Genomic DNA, 20308 nt, shown 5'->3' with positions numbered 1-20308 from the left:
TTGCCGCTCTTTCGCAGTTTTACTATCACGCGGGTTTTCCTGCGCTATCGTCTCGATCAGCTATTGCCCGCCGAGCGCCGCCCTTTGTGGCTGCGAGGGATACTGGCTCCCCTGAAGCTATTGCCACAGCCAAAGATGGAGCGCGGTGAGCGCCTGCGTCGAGCCCTGGAGGAACTGGGGCCAATTTTCGTCAAATTTGGTCAGTTGCTTTCTACCCGCCCTGACCTGTTACCGCCAGATATTGTCGAGCAGCTCGATTACCTGCAAGACAAGGTGCCTCCCTTCCCAAGCGACCAGTGTATCTCGTTGATTGAAGAGGCCTTGGAGGCCAGTGTCGACGAAGTTTTCGCGAGCTTTGAGCGCGAGCCCTTGGCTGCGGCTTCGGTGGCACAGGTACATGCTGCGGTGCTCACCACTGGTGAATCAGTGGTTGTAAAGGTGCTGCGCCCAGGTATTGGTGAAATAATCCAGGAAGATTTGCGTCTGTTGGGGGTATTAGCCCGCGGTATTGAGCGCTTTGTGCCCGATGGGCGACGCCTGCGCCCGGTGGAGGTAGTGGAGGACTATCGCCACACCATTGAGGGAGAGCTGGACTTGGTGCGTGAGGCGGCCAATGGCACCCAGTTGCGGCGTAATTTTAATAACTCTCCACTGCTGTATATCCCTGAAGTGTACTGGGAATACACACGTGAGAGCGTGTTAGTACTGGAGCGTATTGAGGGCATCCCGGTTACCGATTTGGCACAGTTGCGCGCTCAGGATACTAATATGCAACTGCTTGCTGAGCGCGGCGTGGAAATTTTTTTCAAACAGGTATTTGAATACAATTTCTTCCATGCCGATATGCACCCTGGCAATATTTTTGTCTCCCGCGAGCATCCACAACGTCCTCAGTATATTGCTATCGACACTGCAATTGTCGGTAGCCTTTCGCGTGAGGACCAGTACTATCTGGCACGCAACCTTTTAGCCATGTTCCGCCGCGACTACCGAATGGTGGCTGAGCTGCACGTACAGAGTGGTTGGGTGCGGGCCGATACGCCGGTGAATACTTTTGAAGCGGCGATCCGCGCCGTATGCGAACCCATTTTTGAGAAACCGCTGGGAGAGATCTCTTTCGCGCGGGTGCTGATCAGCCTGTTCCAGACCGCGCGACGTTTCGATATGGCAGTGCAGCCACAATTGGTATTGCTGCAAAAGACGCTGTTGAATATCGAGGGCCTGGGTCGGCAGCTTTATCCGCAGCTGGATCTGTGGAAGACTGCCCATCCATTTTTGGAACGCTGGATGCGTGACCGCATCCACCCGAAAACCATTGTGGGCGAAATTAAGCGTTACGGTCCCGAATGGTTGGAGAAATTCCCGCAGATGCCGCAACTGGTGTATTCCGCCTTGGAGCAGTCACGGGAACTGGCACCACAGTTGGAGAATATCGGCGAGAAACTGGCGAGTGGCCAGCGTCGTGGGCGTTGGCAGTACTTGCGCCGTGTAGGCGGCGTAATCCTTGCTGCAGGAGCTCTCGTCTTGAGCAAGCCCCAGTGGCTTGAGCAGTTACCGCCCTCGGGTTGGGCCCTGGGTATCGCTGCCCTGGTACTGTTGCTCTGGCCCTAGATATGTCTGGGCCGACCTACACTTGGAACTCTGAAGGAAGGGACATTGACTCAAGCAAAAGCGACAACCGATTTCCTTGACCAGGTCAGTTGGAATAGTGACGGCCTGGTACCAGCCATAGCCCAGGATTATAAAAGTGGCCGGGTATTGATGATGGCATGGATGAATCGCGAATCTCTGGCCCTTACCGCCAGCGAGGGTTACGCGGTTTATTGGTCGCGATCGCGCAAGAACCTATGGCGCAAGGGCGAAACCTCCGGTTTTCTACAGAAAGTGCGCGAGGTGCGCCTCGACTGTGATGGAGATACCGTTCTCCTGATGGTGGAACAGGAAGGTGGTATAGCCTGCCATACTGGGCGTAGCAGCTGCTTCTACAACCTACTACAGGATGGTGAGTGGCAGGTGAATCAACCTGTGATTCAAGACCCCAAAGCCATTTACAAGTGAGCCCCTGCATGAGTGACCTGTTACAGCAGCTCGACGCCGTCTTAGAAAGTCGCAAGCGTGAGGAAGACGCAGAGAAATCCTATGTGGCCAGTCTGCACAAAAAAGGCCTGAATAAAATCCTGGAAAAGGTCGGCGAAGAGGCCACGGAAACCATTCTCGCTGCGAAAGACGCACAGTCCAGCGGCGATAATCAGGATATGATCGCCGAGACGGCGGACTTATGGTTTCACTCAATGGTGATGCTCTCTCATCTGGGTGCAGATTCGCAGGATGTGCTGGAGGAATTGGGCCGGCGTTTTGGCCTTTCAGGTCTGGTGGAGAAAGCCGCGCGACCCAAAAAGGGCTAACAAGCGCTTATCGAAAGTATTCAGGAGTCTTTGCTGTAGTAGTTGAAGGCTTCCAAAATTGCAGTTTACCAATGATAGCCCGTGGCAGCTTAGCGTCTGGCTATCGCATTAAATGACATGGAGACAATTATGGGATTCGGTGGAATTAGCATTTGGCAGCTGTTGATTATTCTAGTCATTGTCCTACTGCTGTTCGGAACCAAGCGCCTGAAAAACCTTGGTGGCGATCTCGGCGGGGCTATTAAGGGCTTCCGCAAAGCGATCAAGGATGAAGACAAGAAAAAAGAAGCCGACGAGGAGAAAGATCCCGAGCGCCTGCAGCATGATGAAGAAGAAAAGCCAGACCAAGGCAGTACCGCCAAGGAAAAAGATAAGCAATCCCAGGATAAATAATTCGGCAACCGTTAACGCGAGTAATGCTCTGTGTTTGATATTGGCTTTTTTGAACTGCTGCTGGTCGCTGTGGTGGGCTTGCTCGTGGTTGGGCCTGAGCGCCTACCCGATGCCATCCGCACTACAGCCCGTTGGTGGTCCGGCTTAAAGCGCACTTTACATAGCGCCCGTGAAGAGTTGGAAAAAGAGGTGGGTGCGGATGATATTCGTCGGGAATTACACAATGAGCGCATCCTTCGCGAGATTGAGGAAAGTCGCCGGGAAATGGAGCGCACCTTTACTGAGACCAATCGTGAAGTGAGTGAATCATTGCAGAAGGTTACCGAGGATACGGAAGAAAAGCCTCCTGCAGAGCAGCATGCCAAACAGGGGGAGGTCAAGGAGCTTAAAGATAATGCCCTCCCGAAGCGCCCCGAAGAACCCCAGCCCCCCCGTGCGGAAAAAGAGGACTACCTGCCTGAACAGGATGAGACTGTGGAGGAGTTGCAGGACCCCGAATATCCGGAGCACTGGCATGATTTTGGCGACCCGGACATGAACCCCGATCACCCGGAAAATGTCGAATTGGATGAAGAAGAAAAAGCATCACAACAAGAAAAAGATAAGCAACCATGAGTGATAAAGCACAAGACAGTCATCAGCCGTTTATCGATCACCTGATCGAGTTGCGCGACCGCTTGTTACGTACTTTATTGGTCGTGGTCGTCTTGTTTGCCTGCCTCGTGCCTTTCGCTTCAGAGATTTATAATTTTATTGCCAACCCTCTGCAGGAGAGACTGGTTGGGGATGCTGGGATGATCGCCACCGAGGTGACTTCAACGTTCCTCACCCCATTTAAGACCACGTTTATAGTCTCTTTCTTTATTGCGATTCCTTTTGTGCTCTACCAAGCCTGGGCGTTTATTGCACCGGGCCTGTATAAAAATGAAAAGCGTATTGCGGTGCCTATTCTGATCACCAGCGTTTTTCTTTTTTATGCGGGTGTTGCTTTTGCTTACTTTGTCGTATTTCCAATTCTCTTTGATTTCTTTGTCGGTTCCGCCCATGCAGATATCAAAGTGATGCCGGATATGCGTAGCTACTTGGATCTGGTGCTGAAATTATTCTTTGCATTTGGTTTTGCTTTCGAAATACCCATCGCCACTGTGCTGTTGATCTGGAGCGGAGCGGTAGATGCAAAAACCCTGGGTAGCAAGCGCCCCTATGTGATTGTGGGGTGTTTCCTGATTGGCATGTTACTCACGCCACCTGATGTGATTTCCCAGTCACTTCTGGCAGTGCCAATGTGGCTTTTATTTGAGGTGGGTATTTTATTTGGGCGCTGGATAAAAAGGGGTTCCAAGAAAGAGCAAACCGAATAAGCTGCCTGTTAGCCGGGAGCGTAATAAGCACCCCCCTGTGCTGTAAAGTGCCCCGGCAGCCGAAGCTGCGGGGCAATAGCCCTGTTGTTTTGTCTACCCTACCCCTGATTGTAACCCTTTGCTCTCAAGACAAGAGTTACCCAGGTATATGGGCAGTCTGCGTTCCATGCAAAAAGAAGCTGATCGACTCCGGTTTTTGTGCCACTACTAGCAAGCCCCCATCGCGACAAAAACCAGACGGTCAGCCCGGGAAATGGACAATTGTGCCGGGCTCGCTTTGGAGTTAACCCTGCATAATTGCCTGCTGCCGCCTGTATCAACGGCAAAAATATTTACCCTAAGATCCTGGGCTTAAGCGGGATATTCCAGTTCAGGCCGGCTTATTCCTATGGGAAACTGCCGCTTGTTCTTTCCTTTCCTGCTCCGCCACTGCCTTTTCCACATTGTTTTGAACCAGGCGATAAAAATAGAATGCCATCAGGAATATAAACCCGATTACGGCCAGGCTGAGCAAGCCGGAAAAGCTGGTAAATAGATCAATTAAGGCATCCATCTTTCTCTCCAGTACGCCAATGCTTCACCTATATAGTCTATGGGCCTGGGAAGTAAGTCTCTTGACCTAAATCAACCGGAATTGAGTTAATTCAATAAGGGAATCTTAAAGTGCCAGGCCCAAGATCAGGCAGATTATGGCCGCTCCCAGCAACTGATAGAGCTCCTTTTCTTCACGCCAGTTGGGTAAGAGCAAAAACAACGCCACTGGTGGTAAAAACAGGGCAAGGAAGCCCGCTAGAGGCCCATCAGAAAAGCAGATATACAGGAGCCGCCCCCAGGCTATAGCGGCAAATGCCAAAGCAAAGACTATTAGGATTGCACTAACAGGCAGCATGCTATAACCCATTGAAGGTCTGTAGGAAGCTGGATAGATCCACAGGCACGATACTAAACAAAAAGGAAAATAGGACAAAAGTGTATATCAGCATTGGAGCCTTAAGGTCAGTATTAAGCGCTTATGGCAGGCATATTTGGCTGTTAGTCATCACATTGTTTCTTTGTGGTTGTGAGACGGTGGGGTATTACGCTCAAGCTGCTGCGGGCCAGTTGCGGATTCTGTCCGCGCGACAGCCAATTGAAAAAGTGGTACAGCAGCCCGGCACTAGTGAAAAGCTGAGGCGACAGTTAATGTTGGTGCAGGAGATACGGGCCTATGCTGCCCAGCAGTTGAATTTATCAGTTGGTCAAGCTTACAGCTCTTATGTACAGCTGGAAGATCAATATCCCATCTGGAATGTCTTGGCTGCTCCTGAATTTTCTTTAACCCCAAAACGCTGGTGCTACCCTGTTGCTGGTTGCGCCAGCTATCGAGGTTATTTTCGTAAGTCTGCTGCAATTGCAAAAGTTAATAGTCTAAGGGCGCAGGGTTACGATACTTATCTGGGGCCGGTACCTGCATATAGCACCCTTGGCTGGTTTGATGACCCAGTACTCTCTAGTTTTGTAAATTGGTCACCAGAGAGATTAGCCGGATTGCTATTCCATGAACTGGCACACAGGCGTGTATATATTTCTGGTGATACACAATTCAATGAAAGTTTCGCAACTGCCGTCTCGGAACTTGCTCTACCGGGTTGGCTTGCCAGCCAGGGCCTGACCGGTTCAGCTACCCAAGCCCGTGCCGAGACAATGGCCGTGCGTCAATTGATGAATATGGCGCGCAAGCAGCTCGAACCCATTTATAAATCCCCTGAACCGGATAGTTTTAAGCTCGAACAAAAAAATTTAGTGCTTTCACGTCTGCGCCAGTGCTATCGGAAAATATCCGTAAGTTGGCCCAATCCAGCGCGCTACCAGGCGTATATAGAAAAAGCTAACAATGCCACTTTAGCCCTGGCCGCTGAATATGAATCCCAAGTTCCCGCTTTCAAGCAGTTGTATATAGAAAGTGGTGACTGGGAGGTCTTTTATAATGCGGCACAGAGGTTGGGAGATTTGGATAAAATGGATCGTGAAGCGAGCTTATACAAGCTGGGGGAAGAATATCGCCGAACACACTTGGGAAGAAACCAAGAAAATTTTACTGAAGGAAAGAAGTGTATGGAAAGTGATGAGCAATATTTATTTTTATTGAATACTTATTTTTCAAATAATTTACGATCAATATAAAATAATCTACTGAATAAAAAATTAGATTTCTTTGGTTACGCTACACAAATAGTCTTTTGATGACACCCTGTGTGTTTGCGTATAGTGACAGCCAATATCAAAAGCCTGGTTGTTTAATATGGTTCTATGTTTATATATCCTAGTCTGATTTTAACTGTTCCTTTATAGTCACTCTCCCAATACCTTCTGTAACCCAATTCTTAAAATGAATAGAATGATGTACCGTAAGTTCCTATCCAGATTTTTACTACTTGGTTGTATTTTATTCCTATCCGCATGTAGTGGCGGAGGTGGAAGTTCGTCAAAAGATAGTGATAAAGTCCCTGATAGTGGTGAGCAGCCAGAAAATACCGTGAGCTTAACTATCCAAGGTTATGTGGAGACCGCAAGCTATACAGGCGTTGAAGTAAAATTCCATGTAGGTGAGAGCTATTTCCATGGATTGGTTGATGCATTTGGTAATTACTCCATAAATATTGAAGTTGACGAATCCAGAATCCATAGTTTTGTGAAGGGGGAAGCCATTTTCCCTAGTGAAAGTGGCATTAGGCTTGTCAGCTTACTCGGTTCCGTAGAATCTTTAATAGAGAAAGCAGGCGAGGATCAGATTCTAGTGCGCTCTGAGCTTCTGGATGTGAATATTACCAGTCTCTCAACAGCCCTATCTGCAGTTTTAGAAATTAATAATAATGGCCCTGTCAAATCCAGCTCACAATTTGATTTGGCTTACCATAGTATGGAAGCTTCTGTAGTATTTGCTATTGCAACATATGTTAAGATTTTAATTGATAATCCACTCCCTTTGGAGGAGGCAGGCATTGCGTTGCCTGAAGAGGCCGCTGACACGTATGAGCTAGCTACAAATTATAGCTTAGCTTCTCTTTATGTTGCGAGAGCCAGTGAAAATTTTCCGGATCTATTTGAGAAAACTAAAAAGAATATATCTCGTGATATAAATTTGTTGGCCTCTTCACCATCTGAACACTCTCCTATTGCTGATACTTACTACCTGCCATCAATAGGGATGAGACTAGTATTAAGGGAAGATGGCACAGGTGAAGTTAACGGTGTCATGGATTATGCAGCTATAACTTGGTTACAAACTAATGATGGTATCCTTTTGGAAGGGGCGGATTTGATAGAAAGTTCTTACTATGATGAATTTAATTCAGCCTACAAAGAAATACACTTAATAATTAATAAAATTAATTGGTTATCTGAAAATTCTATTGCAGATTCTATTGTTATTGAGGCAATGGAATATACACATTATCCAGATGGGCAATACCAGGACAATGAATTCTTAGATCGAACAAACATGAGTTTTGCGATCCGATCTTCAGGGGTGGTTCCTGTCTCTGGCGCGATTGAATTAGGTAAGCTATACAGCCTTCCTGTAGTAACAACACCTGGAGAAATCATTGATCCTATAGTTGAAATTTCCCCCCAGCATATAGTGCGAGCCTTAGATATGCAATTTCATGGTAAGTATGAAAGTGGCGGGAGCGTTGATATTACTATACCAGAGATTAGCGGAAACGGAGAGTTATCCGAAGTTGATCTATCTGGGCTTTGGTACTTGGAGGATAATTACCAGCTGGTAGTGGAGATGCCAAGTGGACTTAAATTAACCTATATGTTTATAGATTATAAATATAGAAATCTGACGTGGGTTTTTATTCTAGAAGAGACCGGTGAAAGCAAAAGAGTAAAGTTTTATACGGATTTTGTTCAAGATTCAACTGGATGGAAAGAAGGTGAAATTGCAGGAATCTACCAGGTAAGTGGTCCGATGCAAAATTTTCGGTGGCCATCGGATTATTATTGGTTCGAATTAAATGCTGATGGAACGGTAGAAGTAGTTAGCATGTTTGATTCTAATCTTAGTGGAAGTTTAGAGGAAAATGAAATAAATACATATCCAGGTTTATGGAAGCTAAATGGCAATAATAATGTAACAATTAGACATTACTTGAAGCGAGATGGTGGATTTTGTATCCCTGATTCTTGGGATCCGACTAGTATTGAGAGTTGTCACCTTTATCGAGAGCGTGAATGGGGAATTTATAACATTAGCGAGAGTAGCAACTTTCGCATGAAGAAAAAATTGCGGATCTTTGATGATTATCGGCGTGATATAATTCCTGATTTATCCGATATTGGTGGTCACCTATTAAGGTCATCTCTTATTTATCATTCGGAGATGAAAAAAATAGCTGAAAGGCCAATAAAAATCCCCCAAAAATAAATTTTTTTAGGCATCAAGTGTTTGATGCCTTTTTTATCTGTCTTTTAGCAGGTCGTACCTATTTTGTCAGTCTACCCTGACTTTCCCGATGCTGGATTTTTAAAAATTAATAATTGGTTTCGTATAATTGGCAAAGGTTATAGTAATACTTTGGGCACCATTGTAGATCGTAAGACAGCGGAGTGAGTTGCTCAAGCTATCATTGCACTACTTGATCGTATAAATACTTAGTACACACCATTATGGTCGATAATGGAAAAGAATTTGCTCCGCACGAGAAGATTAGTGGGTAGTTGATTTGGCGGTCTATTTTGCGCATCTGTATGCATCTTGGGTGAGAGGCCTGAACGAGAACACTAATGACTTGCTGCGCTAGTAATTTCCGAAAAATTGTGACTTTAAACTTGTGAGTCAAACAGAGATTGAGGTGGCTGTTGGACGTTTAAATAATCGTCCCAGAAAAACGTTGGGTTATAAAATTTCTCGGCAGATATTGGGAAAAAATACGGCTACCGCAGCAGCCTGAGGAAGATGTAGTTTAGAGTTGAGTGCAGGCGATTCAAACTCTGGGTGTTTTCGTAATTATATGCGCCACATCTAACATCCGATTAGCAAACCCCCACTCATTATCAAACCAGATTAATATTTTTACTAATTTGTCACCGGCAACCCGTGTCTGGCTGGCATCAATAATTCCTGAGCGAGGGTCGTGGTTAAAGTCGCAAGAGGCAAGTGGTTCTTCGGTGAAGCCGAGGACGCCTTTGAATTCTGTTGCGGCTATGGACTTCAGCAAAGCATTCACTTCAATTTGACTTACATTCTTTTGTAATTGAACAGACAGATCAATGGCGGAGACATTGACTGTGGGTACGCGCATAGCCTGGGCTTCAAATTTTCCATATAAATGCGGCAATATGCGTTCGATACCTCGGGCAAGAGCCGTATCGACAGGAATTATTGAGGTAACGGCGGACCGTGTTTTTCTCAAATCGGTGTGATGGTAGGCATCGCTTACTGGCTGGTCGTTCATGGCGGAGTGGATTGTGGTTAAAACCCCAGCTTCAATACCAAATGCCCGGTCGAGTGCCGCGATCACTGGCACGCTGCAATTTGTAGTGCAGGAGGCTGCAGAAATAATAGTTTCGGAGCCGTTTAGAGTGTGGTCGTTGATGCCGTAGACAATAGTGGCATCTACATCGCGGCTGGCAGGTTGGGAAAATAAAACTTTTTTTGCCCCAGTGGCCAAGTGGGTTTCGGCGTGCTTACGCTCCTTATAACTGCCTGTACACTCGAGCACGATATCGACTCTTTCCTGCTTCCAATTTAGATCTTCAAGCTGTTCGTGGTGTGTCACCGCAATGCGATCACCATTGACCACCAAAATGTCATTTTCCACCGAGACTTCACCGGCAAAACGCCCATGTACGGAATCGTACTTTGTCAGGTGTCCAATAGTGGCGCAGTCAGCCAGCTCGTTAATAGCGACAATCTGTAGGTTATCTCGGGCACCGGATTCATAAAGAGCACGCAGAACAGAGCGGCCGATACGGCCATAACCATTGATAGCGAGTCGGGTTGTCATAGCAGTACTGCCAGATAGGAATTGTGGAAGGTACCGAGCGCTCCCTGCGGTAAACAATAGCAGGGAGCGACCAGCTAGCGCGCTGAGTTACTTCACCAGCTTCTCGACGGTTGCGGCTACGTTGTCTACGGTAAAGCCGAAGTGTTGCATCAGCTCGCCGCCCGGAGCGGATTCTCCGAAGGTGTTCATACCGATAATCTCGCCATCAAAGCCAATGAACTTGTACCAATAGTCTTTATGGCTGGCTTCAACCGCTACACGAGCACGCACAGCAGAGGGCAATACAGATTCGCGATAAGATTCATCCTGTTCCATAAAGGCTTCCGCGCAAGGCATGGAAACTACGCGAACATTCTTGCCGGCGAGCTTTTCCTGTGCGGCCATGGCCAACTCGACTTCAGAACCGGTAGCAATAATGATTGCTTCGGGAGTGCCTTCACAGTCGGAAAGTACGTAGCCACCTTTTTCAATCTGCGCCAGCTGTGCGGCATTGCGCGCTTGAGGAGCCAGCCCCTGACGGCTGAATACCAGGGTGCTGGGGCCTTCTTTGCGCGCGATAGCCATCTTCCAGCTCACGGCGGATTCAGTGGCATCGCAGGGGCGCCAAGTGTGTAGGTTCGGGGTGGAGCGCAAGGCGCTAAGCTGTTCTACAGGCTGGTGGGTAGGGCCGTCTTCGCCTAGGCCGATCGAGTCATGTGTGTAGACGAAGATAACACGCTGCTTCATCAGTGCGGCCATACGTACGGCATTGCGCGCATATTCCATGAACATTAGGAAGGTTGCGCCATAAGGTACGAAACCTCCGTGCAAGGCGATACCGTTCATCATGGCGCTCATGCCGAACTCACGCACACCGTAGTAGACATAGTTACCGGAGGCATCTTCAGCGCTCACACCCTTGGAGCCAGACCAAATAGTGAGGTTGGAGCCTGCCAGGTCGGCAGAGCCGCCGAGGATCTCGGGTAGCAATGGGCCATAGGCATTGAGTGCATTCTGGCTCGCCTTTCGTGAAGCAATTTTCTGCGCGTCTTCCTGGCACTGTTTAATGTAATCATCGGCTTTCACCAGAAAGTCTGCCGGCAGTTCGCCACTCATACGGCGCTCGAATTCGGCGGCCAGCTCAGGGAATTCTTCTCGGTAGTCAGTCAGGATGTCTTTCCACTCGTCTTCCTGAGCTTCACCTTTGGCTTTTCCATCCCAACCGGCATAGATACCTTCGGGGACTTCGAAAGGTGCGTGGGCCCAGCCAATGGTCTCGCGCACCAGTGCGATTTCGTCGTCACCTAGGGGGGCACCGTGGCATTCTTCTCGGCCCTGTTTATTTGGCGAACCGAAACCGATAACCGTTTTACAGCAAATGATGGTGGGCTTGTCGGTAACTGAGCGGGCCTCCTCAATTGCAGCTTTGATCGCGGCTGCATCATGGCCATCTACATTGGGGATTACGTGCCAGCCATAGGATTCGAAGCGTTTGGGTGTGTCGTCGGTAAACCAGCCTTCCACTTCGCCATCGATGGAGATGCCGTTATCGTCATAGAAGGCGATCAGTTTGCCCAGGCCCAGAGTGCCGGCTAAGGAGCACGCTTCATGGGAGACACCCTCCATCAGACAGCCGTCGCCCATAAACACATAGGTGTGATGGTCAACCAGTTCATAACCGGGGCGGTTAAATTGGGCTGCCAGTACTTTCTCCGCCAGAGCCATGCCCACCGCATTGGTTATACCCTGGCCGAGCGGGCCGGTAGTGGTCTCGACGCCAGGCGCATAACCGTATTCCGGGTGGCCCGGAGTCTTGGAATGCATTTGGCGGAAGTTTTTCAGCTCCTCAATCGGCAGGTCGTAGCCGGAAAGATGCAGCAATGAGTACAGCAGCATGGAGCCATGGCCATTGGAGAGCACGAAGCGGTCGCGGTCGGCCCACTCAGGGTTTGCCGGGTTGTGCTTCAGGTAGTCATTCCATAAGACTTCGGCGATATCTGCCATACCCATAGGCGCACCTGGGTGGCCGCTGTTGGCTTTCTGGACCGCATCCATGGACAGGGCGCGAATGGCGTTGGCCATGTCTGTGCGAGAGGGGGTAGAAGACATAGGAAGAGCTCTCTGATTTTCGGGTAGGCCGCGGTACTGCTCTCTTGGCAGCTTCCGCGAGGACAAAATGGGGGCGTATTTTCCCGTAAAGACCTGCCCCACGCAAAGGCTTGCCGGAAAAATTGCCACCAAGTACAGCAGCAATTTTCCTAATCTGGGTTCTGGAATTGCCTAAAAGTATCTACATCAAAATAATTTTATGGAGCTATATCAAAATCTTTTGATATAGCATCTTGTGCCTGCTAGACTCGTCCCCATGTCTGAATCCCAGCCCACCTTTGAATCCGGTCCCGGTGCGGAAATTTCGCAGCTGGCGATGACCTTAAAGGCTGCAGGAGATCCCCTGCGACTTGAGATATTGCGTCTACTCAGTCAAGACTCCTACAGTGTGCTGGAATTGTGTCGAATTTTTGATCTGCGCCAACCCGCCTTGAGCCACCACCTAAAAGTCCTTGCCCAAGCTGGGCTGGTGACTAAGCGCCGCGAAGGTAACAACATCTTTTACCGGCGCACGGGGGGCACCCCGCTACTCGAGCTGTTATTTGTGAATCTGGATCTTCTGTCATTGTCCGATGAACGGGCCCTGTCGGTAGCGCGAATTTCTGAGGAGCGGGCTGAGGCTTCACGCCGTTTCTTTGCCGATTACGGTAACCGGTTCCGCGAACAACAGGAGCTGATCGCTAGCTACAGCGTTTATGGACCACAGGTGGCCCAACTGCTTATTTCTGGGCGCCACGCATTGGAAGTGGGCCCAGGTGAAGGCGAGTTTTTGCAGGAACTATCCCTGCGTTTTGGCACGGTAACGGCTCTGGACCTGTCATCAGCTATGTTGGAGCGAGCCCAGGCTTTTGCCGATGAGCAGGGGCTGGCCAATATTGAGTTTGTCTGCAGCGATACACGTGCCGCCGCGGCGCGCCCGGCAAGTGCGGATACCATCGTGGTAAATATGGTGCTGCATCACACCCCAGATCCCGCGCAGATCTTTCATGATTTGCAGAGCGCGTTAAAAACTGGCGGCCAGTTGTTGGTGGCTGAATTGCAAGAGCACGGTCAGGACTGGGCCAGGGAGGCCTGTGGTGATCTATGGCTGGGCTTTACCCCGGAGCAATTGAGTGACTGGGCACAGAGTGCCGGGCTGAGGGATGGGCGCAGTGTATACAGTGCACTGCGTAACGGTTTCCAGATCCAGATACGAGAATTTATAAAACCCTGACGGCGTCTGAACGTATTGTCAGAAGCAGAATTTTACTAACCGCCCGCGGCGGAATAAATGGAGACTCTCACATGAGTGAATATAGATTGTTTACATCAGAATCCGTGTCCGAAGGGCATCCGGATAAGATTGCCGATCAGATTTCCGACGCGGTACTGGATGCATTGCTGGCCCGCGACAAGCAGGCCCGTGTTGCCTGTGAAACCCTGGTAAAAACCGGGATTGCGGTGATCGCCGGCGAGATTTCCACTTCTGCCTGGGTGGACCTTGAGGATCTGGTGCGTAAAGTAATCACCGATATCGGCTACACCTCATCCGATGTGGGTTACGATGGCGAGACTTGTGGTGTGATCAATGTGATCGGCAAGCAGTCTGTAGATATCGCCCAGGGTGTTGACCGTGCCAAACCGGAAGACCAAGGTGCCGGTGATCAGGGCCTGATGTTTGGCTACGCCACCAATGAAACCCCGACCTTTATGCCGGCGCCTATCTACTACTCCCACCGCCTGGTGGAACGCCAGGCGGAAGCGCGCAAGTCCGGCCTGCTGCCATGGTTGCGCCCGGATGCCAAGAGTCAGTTGACCTTCCGCTATGACGAACAGGGCCGTCCCTGTGCGATTGATGCTGTTGTTCTTTCTACTCAGCACAATCCGGATGTCAGCCAGGCTGATTTGCGTGAAGCTGTGATGGAGCTGATCGTACATCACACCCTGCCGGTGGAGTGGCTGCACAAGGACACTAAGTTCCATATCAACCCAACCGGTAACTTTGTTATCGGCGGTCCTGTAGGCGACTGTGGCTTGACTGGCCGTAAAATTATTGTGGATACCTACGGCGGTTCTGCACGTCACGGTGGTGGAGCTTTCTCCGGTAAGGACCCCTCTAAAGTGGATCGCTCTGCGGCCTACGCCGGTCGATATGTGGCAAAAAATATTGTCGCTGCGGGCCTGGCCAAGCGCTGTGAAATCCAGGTTTCCTATGCCATCGGTGTAGCTGAGCCCACGTCTGTGGCTATCAATACATTTGGTACCGGCATTATTCCAGAAGAGAAACTGGCCGAACTGGTACGTGAGAACTTCGATCTGCGCCCATTTGCTATTTCCAGGTCCTTAGACCTATTGCATCCCATGTATCAGCTGACAGCGGCTTATGGCCACTTTGGGCGTGATCCTTTCACCCATACCTATAACTGGGTGGACAGTAATGGTCAGGAGCGCAGTGAGACCTTCACCGCTTTCCCATGGGAAAAAACTGACAAGGTGGATGCCCTGCGCGTCCAGGCCGGACTTTGATCTCACTTCTTAAGGCGGTGGCTCCTATTTCTGAATTGGGAGCTACTAAATTGGAGCGATAAAGCTCCAATGTAATAACAATTTTTATTGGACATTAAATAGCATGAACCAGATGAGTACTGAATTTAAAGACTTCAAGATCGCGGATATTTCCAAGGCTGAATGGGGCCGCCGTGAAATCGAAATCGCTGAAGGCGAAATGCCGGCACTGATGACTTTGCGGGAAAAATATCGTGCAGACCAACCCCTCGCAGGTGCGCGTATCATGGGTTGCATTCATATGACCATCCAGACCGCGGTTCTGATTGAGACTCTGGTTGCCCTGGGTGCAGAAGTGCGCTGGTCTTCCTGTAATATTTTCTCAACCCAGGATCACGCTGCTGCGGCCATTGCCGCAAGTGGCATTCCGGTATTTGCCTGGAAGGGCGAGACTGAGGAAGAGTATGAGTGGTGTCTGGAGCGCACTGTTGGTGCCGATGTCGCCGGCTGGCAGCCGAATATGATTCTCGATGATGGTGGAGATCTTACCGAACTGCTGCATCGTAAGTACCCTGATATTCTCGATAACTGTCACGGTATTAGTGAAGAGACTACCACTGGTGTACACCGCTTGCAGGACATGTTGCGTGAAGGCACCTTAAAGGTACCGGCAATCAACGTAAATGACTCTGTTACTAAGAGTAAAAACGACAATAAATATGGTTGTCGTCACAGTTTGAACGATGCGATCAAGCGTGCTACCGACCATCTGTTGGCTGGTAAAAAAGCATTGGTTATCGGTTACGGTGATGTGGGTAAAGGTTCAGCGGCCTCCCTGCGCCAGGAAGGCATGATTGTAAAAGTGTCTGAAGTAGATCCGATTTGCGCTATGCAGGCCTGCATGGATGGTTTTGAGCTGGTGTCCCCGTACATTGACGGTATCAACACCGGCACTGCGGAAGGTGTTAATAAGGAGTTGCTGGCCAATACTGACTTGATCGTAACGACTACCGGTAATGCCAATGTATGCGATGCGCATATGCTTTCAGCTCTGAAGAGTGGCGCAGTTGTGTCGAATATCGGTCACTTTGATAACGAGATTGATACTGCCTTTATGCGTGAGAACTGGGAGTGGCAGGAAGTTAAGCCCCAGGTACATAAAGTGGTGCGCAACAGTGAGACCAATGATCACCTGCTGCTGCTATCCGAGGGCCGCCTGGTAAACCTTGGTAATGCTACTGGTCACCCCAGCCGTATTATGGATGGCTCTTTTGCTAACCAGGTTCTCGCGCAGATTCACTTGTTTGAAGAGAAGTTTGCTGATCTACCTGCAGACCAAAAAGTATCTGCACTGTATGTAAAAGTACTGCCCAAGCGCCTCGATGAAGAAGTAGCCCGCTATATGGTTGAAGGTTTTGACGGCGTGATTACCCGTATGACAGAAGAGCAGGCTAAATATATCGGTGTTTCCGTGGACGGTCCGTTCAAACCAGAAAGTTACAAATACTAATATCCTCATCAAAGGCACCGGCTTAGCCGGTGCCTAAATTTCGGAGGGCCTGGAAAATAAAATGAAAAACTCCATTCGCATCAGTTTCGAATTTTTCCCACCCAAAACCCCCGAAGGTCGCGCAAAGCTGTATAAAACCCGCGAGGCTTTACAGGCGTTTAACCCTGAATTTTTCTCTGTCACTTATGGTGCTGGTGGCACTACGCGAGAGACCACCTTGAATATCGTCACTGATATGCGTCGCGATGGTATCTCAATTGCACCCCATTTATCTTTCGGTGGTGATAATGAAGAGACAATACTCGGTTTATTGAATACATACCAAGAGGCAGGTGTAAACCGTATTGTAGCACTTCGTGGTGATATGCCCTCTGGTATGGGAGCTGTGGCGCAACTGGTATATGCGAATGAGTTGGTGGCTTTTATTCGTCGCCATACAGGCGATCATTTCCATCTGGAAGTTGCCGCTTACCCGGAAATACATCCGGAGTCCAATAGCTATGACGATGATATACGTTATTTAAAGGGAAAATTTGAGGCAGGTGCCAACAGTGCCCTGACCCAATATTTTTACAACCCCGATTCTTATTTTTATTTTGTTGACCAGTGTGAGAGGGCTGGCATTGATGCACCGATTTATCCAGGAATTATGCCGATTATCAATTTTGATAATTTAGTACGCTTCTCACGCAATTGCGGTGCTGAAATTCCACGCTGGCTGAAAAAGCGGATGGAGAGTTACCAAAGTCCAGAGGATGTTCGTAAATTAGGGCTGGAATTGGTTACTGATTTATGCGAAACCCTGTTGGAGGGTGGCGCACCCGGGTTGCATTTTTATACGATGAATCAGGTTGATACCTCTGCACATATTTTGAAATCTCTAGGCCTAGGGGCAAAATGACCTCTCACTTTTGAAGGAATATTGGGTTCTCAAACCGCAGGAAGGGATTGGTATCAGATAGCATTTTTTAAGAGTTAGTGATGCGCAAGTACAACCCTCCCACAGAGCCCTATCTCTCTGTGGTTTTTGAAGATAGTTCCTTGCTGATATTGGATAAGCCGAGCGGACTCCTTAGCGTGCCTGGTCGTGATCCCACCAAATGGGATAGTTTGGCTAGCAGAGTTCAAGAATGTTACCCGGAAGCATTGATTGTGCATCGGTTGGATATGGATACTTCAGGCCTAGTAGTTATGGCTCGTAGCCCGGAAGCGCATAGACAACTCAGTGTTCTCTTCCAAAATCGTGAGGTAAGTAAAACCTATATAGCGTGGGTATGGGGAGCTCCTGAAGCTGACTCCGGTAAAGTTGAGCTGCCATTAATCTGTGATTGGCCGAATAGGCCTAAGCAGAAAGTGGATTTTGAAATAGGTAAACCCTCCCTAACTCGTTGGGAAAAAGTAACAACTTCTGGGAGTCGCAGCTTAATTCGACTTACACCTGTTACTGGGCGATCGCATCAATTGCGGGTGCATATGCAGGCAATAGGCCATCCGATATTAGGTGATCCCTTTTATGCGCATATAGAGGCTCTGAACGCAGCCCCCAGGTTATTACTGCATGCAAGAGAGCTGGGATTTAAACACCCAGCTACAGGAGAATTGTTGTATTTCAGTAGCGAGCTTTCAAAAGAGTTCTCTTTAGGAAACACTTCGTCAGAAGTAGTTTGATATTAAGTTAAAAAGGCGATCAATAGATCGCCTTTTGCTTTCACTATTATTACTTCTTATTCTTCATCGCTGCCATCAACAGATCGCCCATGCTGCCACGGTTGTTACCTTGGCCCCCCTTTTGCTGCCGGCTGCCTTGTTGTTTGTTGTAGCGCTGAGCCTGGCGATTTTCCCGTTGATCACCTTTTTTAACACCTCCGCTTCCCTGTTCTCCTGGTTCGTCGGAGAGACGCATGGAAAGGCCAATACGCTTGCGGGCAACGTCCACTTCCATCACTTTTACTTTTACAATATCGCCGGCTTTAACCACCTCATGGGGATCTTTGACGAACTTTTCTGAGAGTGCGGAAATATGCACCAGGCCGTCCTGGTGCACACCGATATCCACAAAGGCACCGAAGTTGGTGACATTGGTTACGGTACCTTCAAGAACCATAGCCGGGCGCAGGTCCTTGATTTCCTCCACGCCCTCTTCAAAACGAGCGGTGCGGAATTCCGGACGCGGGTCGCGACCGGGCTTTTCCAGTTCGGCGATGATGTCGGTAACGGTGGGTACCCCGAACTTTTCGTCGGTGTAGTCCGCTGGATTCAGGCGACGCAGGAAGGCGGAGTCACCGATCAGGCTGTTGATCTCACGGCTGCTTTTCTCGGCGATGCGTTTTACCACAATGTAGGATTCCGGGTGTACGCCGGATTTATCCAAGGGGTTATCGCCATTGTTAATGCGCAGGAATCCGGCGGCTTGCTCAAAGGCCTTTGGGCCAAGGCGAGGGACTTCCATCAGTTGTTTACGATTTTTAAAGGCACCGTTTTGGTCGCGATAGCTGACGATGTTGCTGGCGATAGAGGCAGTCAGGCCAGAAACTTTGGCCAGCAGTGGTGCTGAGGCGGAATTCAGCTCTGCACCGACACCGTTTACACAGTCTTCTACTACAGCGTCGAGGGAGCGCGCTAACTGTGTCTGTGACACATCGTGTTGATATTGGCCAACACCAATGGATTTGGGTTCGATCTTTACAAGTTCTGCCAGCGGGTCCTGCAGACGGCGGGCGATAGAGATAGCGCCGCGAATAGTCACGTCCAGGTCAGGGAATTCCCGCGCGGCAAATTCAGAGGCAGAGTACACAGATGCACCAGCCTCGTTCACCACTACTTTCTGCGCGCTGAGTTTGTATTGCTTGATAGTTTCGCCTACAAACTTATCGGTCTCACGGCTGGCGGTGCCGTTGCCGATAGCGATCAGGCCCACATTATATTTGTTGCATAGGGCTGCGATAACAGCAGCGGACTCCTGATGGCGGTTCTGTGGTGGGTTGGGGAAGATAGCGGTGTGGTCCAGCATTTTACCGGTGGCATCTACCACTGCTACTTTGACGCCGGTGCGCAGGCCTGGGTCCAGGCCGATAGTGGCTTTTTGTCCAGCAGGTGCCGCTAATAACAAGTCTTTAAGGTTGCGGGAGAATACCTTGATCGCTTCTTCCTCGGCTTTTTCTCGCAGTTCACCCAGCAGGTCGGTTTCCAGTGCGGTAAGCAGCTTGATACGCCAAGTCCAGCGCACTACTTCGCCGAGCCACTTATCTGCAGAGCGTCCCTCATCGCTAATATCGAAGTGTCTCGCAATCATGGTTTCACAAGGGTGGCCGGCGGTGGGGGAAGCTCCCTCCTCCTCTGGCAAACCTACGCTGATAGCGAGGATGCCCTCATTGCGGCCGCGAAAAATTGCCAGGGCGCGGTGAGAGGGAACCTTGGACCAGTCTTCGGCATACTCGAAGTAATCGCGGAACTTGGCTCCCTCTTCTTCTTTACCATCCAGCAGTTTGGATTTGACCTGCCCATCCCGTTTGAGGAATTCGCGCAGTTTGCCCAGAAGCTCGGCATCCTCGGCGAATCGTTCCATCAGGATGAATTTGGCCCCGTCCAGGGCAGCTTTGATGTCTTTTACTTGTAGGGAGGCGTCTTCGTGGTCGGTGTTGAGATATTGCTGAGCTTCTACAGCAGGGTCTAGGCTGGGATCGTTAATCAGCGCATTAGCCAGTGGCTCCAGTCCCGCCTCTATGGCAATTTGTCCTTTGGTGCGACGTTTGGGTTTGTAGGGAAGGTAGAGGTCTTCGAGGCGGTTTTTGGTGTCGGCGCTGTTGATCTGTTGCGCCAGCTCCGGAGAGAGTTTGCCCTGTTCATCAATACTTTTCAGGATGGCTGCGCGGCGCTCTTCCAGTTCACGCAGGTAGCGTAGGCGATCTTCCAGATTGCGTAATTGGGTGTCATCCAGGGCCCCAGTCACCTCCTTCCGGTAGCGGGCGATAAATGGCACAGTGGCGCCTTCATCGAGCAGGGATACTGCGGCCGTGACTTGTTGTGGGCGTACATTGAGTTCTTCGGCGATGCGAACGTTGATATCCAGCATTT

Annotated in this window: 18 protein-coding genes; 13 read left to right on the top strand and 5 right to left on the bottom strand. The window is 49.6% G+C overall.

The genetic code is table 11. The features are described 5' to 3' along the window. The 6 genes from ubiB (at position 1) to tatC (ending at position 4159) form a co-directional block, all read left to right on the top strand. Positions 1-1611, top strand: coding sequence for a ubiquinone biosynthesis regulatory protein kinase UbiB (gene ubiB / locus ACJJI7_RS06110; protein ID WP_020414022.1), 1611 nt, complete (start codon positions 1-3; stop codon positions 1609-1611). A gap of 45 nt (positions 1612-1656) precedes the next feature. Next, positions 1657-2058 carry a phosphoribosyl-AMP cyclohydrolase gene (gene hisI, locus ACJJI7_RS06105; RefSeq protein ID WP_020414023.1) on the top strand — a complete coding sequence of 134 codons (402 nt, stop codon included), beginning with the start codon at positions 1657-1659 and terminating at the stop codon, positions 2056-2058. Positions 2059-2066: 8 nt separating this feature from the next. Then, positions 2067-2405, top strand: a complete 339-nt coding sequence (locus ACJJI7_RS06100; protein WP_020414024.1) for a phosphoribosyl-ATP diphosphatase — start codon at positions 2067-2069, stop codon at positions 2403-2405. A gap of 129 nt (positions 2406-2534) precedes the next feature. Further along, the gene (tatA, locus tag ACJJI7_RS06095) at positions 2535-2798 is read left to right on the top strand and encodes a Sec-independent protein translocase subunit TatA (RefSeq protein ID WP_020414025.1); all 264 of its coding nucleotides are present in this window, start codon (positions 2535-2537) and stop codon (positions 2796-2798) included. Between the two features lie 30 nt (positions 2799-2828). After that, on the top strand, positions 2829-3413 hold the full coding sequence (gene tatB / locus ACJJI7_RS06090) for a Sec-independent protein translocase protein TatB (RefSeq protein WP_353375895.1): 585 nt from the start codon (positions 2829-2831) through the stop codon (positions 3411-3413). Then, positions 3410-4159: a twin-arginine translocase subunit TatC gene (gene tatC / locus ACJJI7_RS06085; RefSeq protein ID WP_020414027.1), complete on the top strand. Its 750-nt coding sequence runs from the start codon at positions 3410-3412 to the stop codon at positions 4157-4159. The genes tatB and tatC overlap by 4 nt, the downstream gene beginning before the upstream one ends. A gap of 370 nt (positions 4160-4529) precedes the next feature. Here the strand turns inward: tatC and ACJJI7_RS06080 are convergent, their stop codons facing one another. Next, positions 4530-4712: a DUF3149 domain-containing protein gene (locus tag ACJJI7_RS06080; RefSeq protein ID WP_020414028.1), complete on the bottom strand. Its 183-nt coding sequence runs from the start codon at positions 4710-4712 to the stop codon at positions 4530-4532. A gap of 105 nt (positions 4713-4817) precedes the next feature. Then, positions 4818-5048, bottom strand: a complete 231-nt coding sequence (locus tag ACJJI7_RS06075) for a hypothetical protein (protein WP_157533540.1) — start codon at positions 5046-5048, stop codon at positions 4818-4820. 80 nt (positions 5049-5128) lie between these two features. On the opposite strand from ACJJI7_RS06075, the gene ACJJI7_RS06070 reads away from it, so the two are divergent. Both ACJJI7_RS06070 and ACJJI7_RS06065 read left to right on the top strand, forming a co-directional pair. Continuing rightward, entirely contained in the window at positions 5129-6322 is a 1194-nt protein-coding gene (locus tag ACJJI7_RS06070) for an aminopeptidase (RefSeq protein WP_444902459.1), read from the top strand. A gap of 214 nt (positions 6323-6536) precedes the next feature. Next, positions 6537-8570 (top strand): hypothetical protein, encoded by a 2034-nt coding sequence (locus tag ACJJI7_RS06065; RefSeq protein WP_282952111.1) that lies wholly within the window; start codon positions 6537-6539, stop codon positions 8568-8570. A 559-nt stretch (positions 8571-9129) separates the two neighbouring features. On the opposite strand, the gene gap is transcribed toward ACJJI7_RS06065, so the two are convergent. Together gap and tkt are read right to left on the bottom strand one after the other, a co-directional pair. Next, positions 9130-10152 carry a type I glyceraldehyde-3-phosphate dehydrogenase gene (gene gap / locus ACJJI7_RS06060; RefSeq protein ID WP_020414032.1) on the bottom strand — a complete coding sequence of 341 codons (1023 nt, stop codon included), beginning with the start codon at positions 10150-10152 and terminating at the stop codon, positions 9130-9132. Between the two features lie 87 nt (positions 10153-10239). Further along, positions 10240-12240: a transketolase gene (gene tkt / locus ACJJI7_RS06055; RefSeq protein WP_282952112.1), complete on the bottom strand. Its 2001-nt coding sequence runs from the start codon at positions 12238-12240 to the stop codon at positions 10240-10242. A 256-nt stretch (positions 12241-12496) separates the two neighbouring features. Here tkt and ACJJI7_RS06050 point away from each other — a divergent pair, with 256 nt between their 5' ends. From ACJJI7_RS06050 to ACJJI7_RS06030, 5 genes are all read left to right on the top strand, one after another. Continuing rightward, positions 12497-13453: a metalloregulator ArsR/SmtB family transcription factor gene (locus ACJJI7_RS06050; RefSeq protein WP_444902460.1), complete on the top strand. Its 957-nt coding sequence runs from the start codon at positions 12497-12499 to the stop codon at positions 13451-13453. Positions 13454-13524: 71 nt separating this feature from the next. Beyond that, the gene (gene metK, locus ACJJI7_RS06045) at positions 13525-14745 is read left to right on the top strand and encodes a methionine adenosyltransferase (RefSeq protein ID WP_020414035.1); all 1221 of its coding nucleotides are present in this window, start codon (positions 13525-13527) and stop codon (positions 14743-14745) included. Between the two features lie 103 nt (positions 14746-14848). Next, the gene (gene ahcY, locus ACJJI7_RS06040; protein ID WP_444902461.1) at positions 14849-16234 is read left to right on the top strand and encodes an adenosylhomocysteinase; all 1386 of its coding nucleotides are present in this window, start codon (positions 14849-14851) and stop codon (positions 16232-16234) included. A gap of 61 nt (positions 16235-16295) precedes the next feature. Beyond that, the gene (gene metF / locus ACJJI7_RS06035) at positions 16296-17135 is read left to right on the top strand and encodes a methylenetetrahydrofolate reductase [NAD(P)H] (protein WP_282952113.1); all 840 of its coding nucleotides are present in this window, start codon (positions 16296-16298) and stop codon (positions 17133-17135) included. An 80-nt stretch (positions 17136-17215) separates the two neighbouring features. Further along, positions 17216-17902, top strand: a complete 687-nt coding sequence (locus tag ACJJI7_RS06030) for an RluA family pseudouridine synthase (protein WP_282952114.1) — start codon at positions 17216-17218, stop codon at positions 17900-17902. 49 nt (positions 17903-17951) lie between these two features. Here ACJJI7_RS06030 and ACJJI7_RS06025 read toward each other — a convergent pair whose 3' ends face one another. Further along, the gene (locus ACJJI7_RS06025; protein ID WP_282952115.1) at positions 17952-20306 is read right to left on the bottom strand and encodes a Tex family protein; all 2355 of its coding nucleotides are present in this window, start codon (positions 20304-20306) and stop codon (positions 17952-17954) included. Positions 20307-20308 lie beyond the last annotated feature (2 nt).

The sequence above is a fragment of the Microbulbifer variabilis genome, assembly GCF_056232115.1.
Note: the sequence above shows the minus strand (reverse complement) of the source record. Positions and strands in the feature narration are given on the sequence as shown.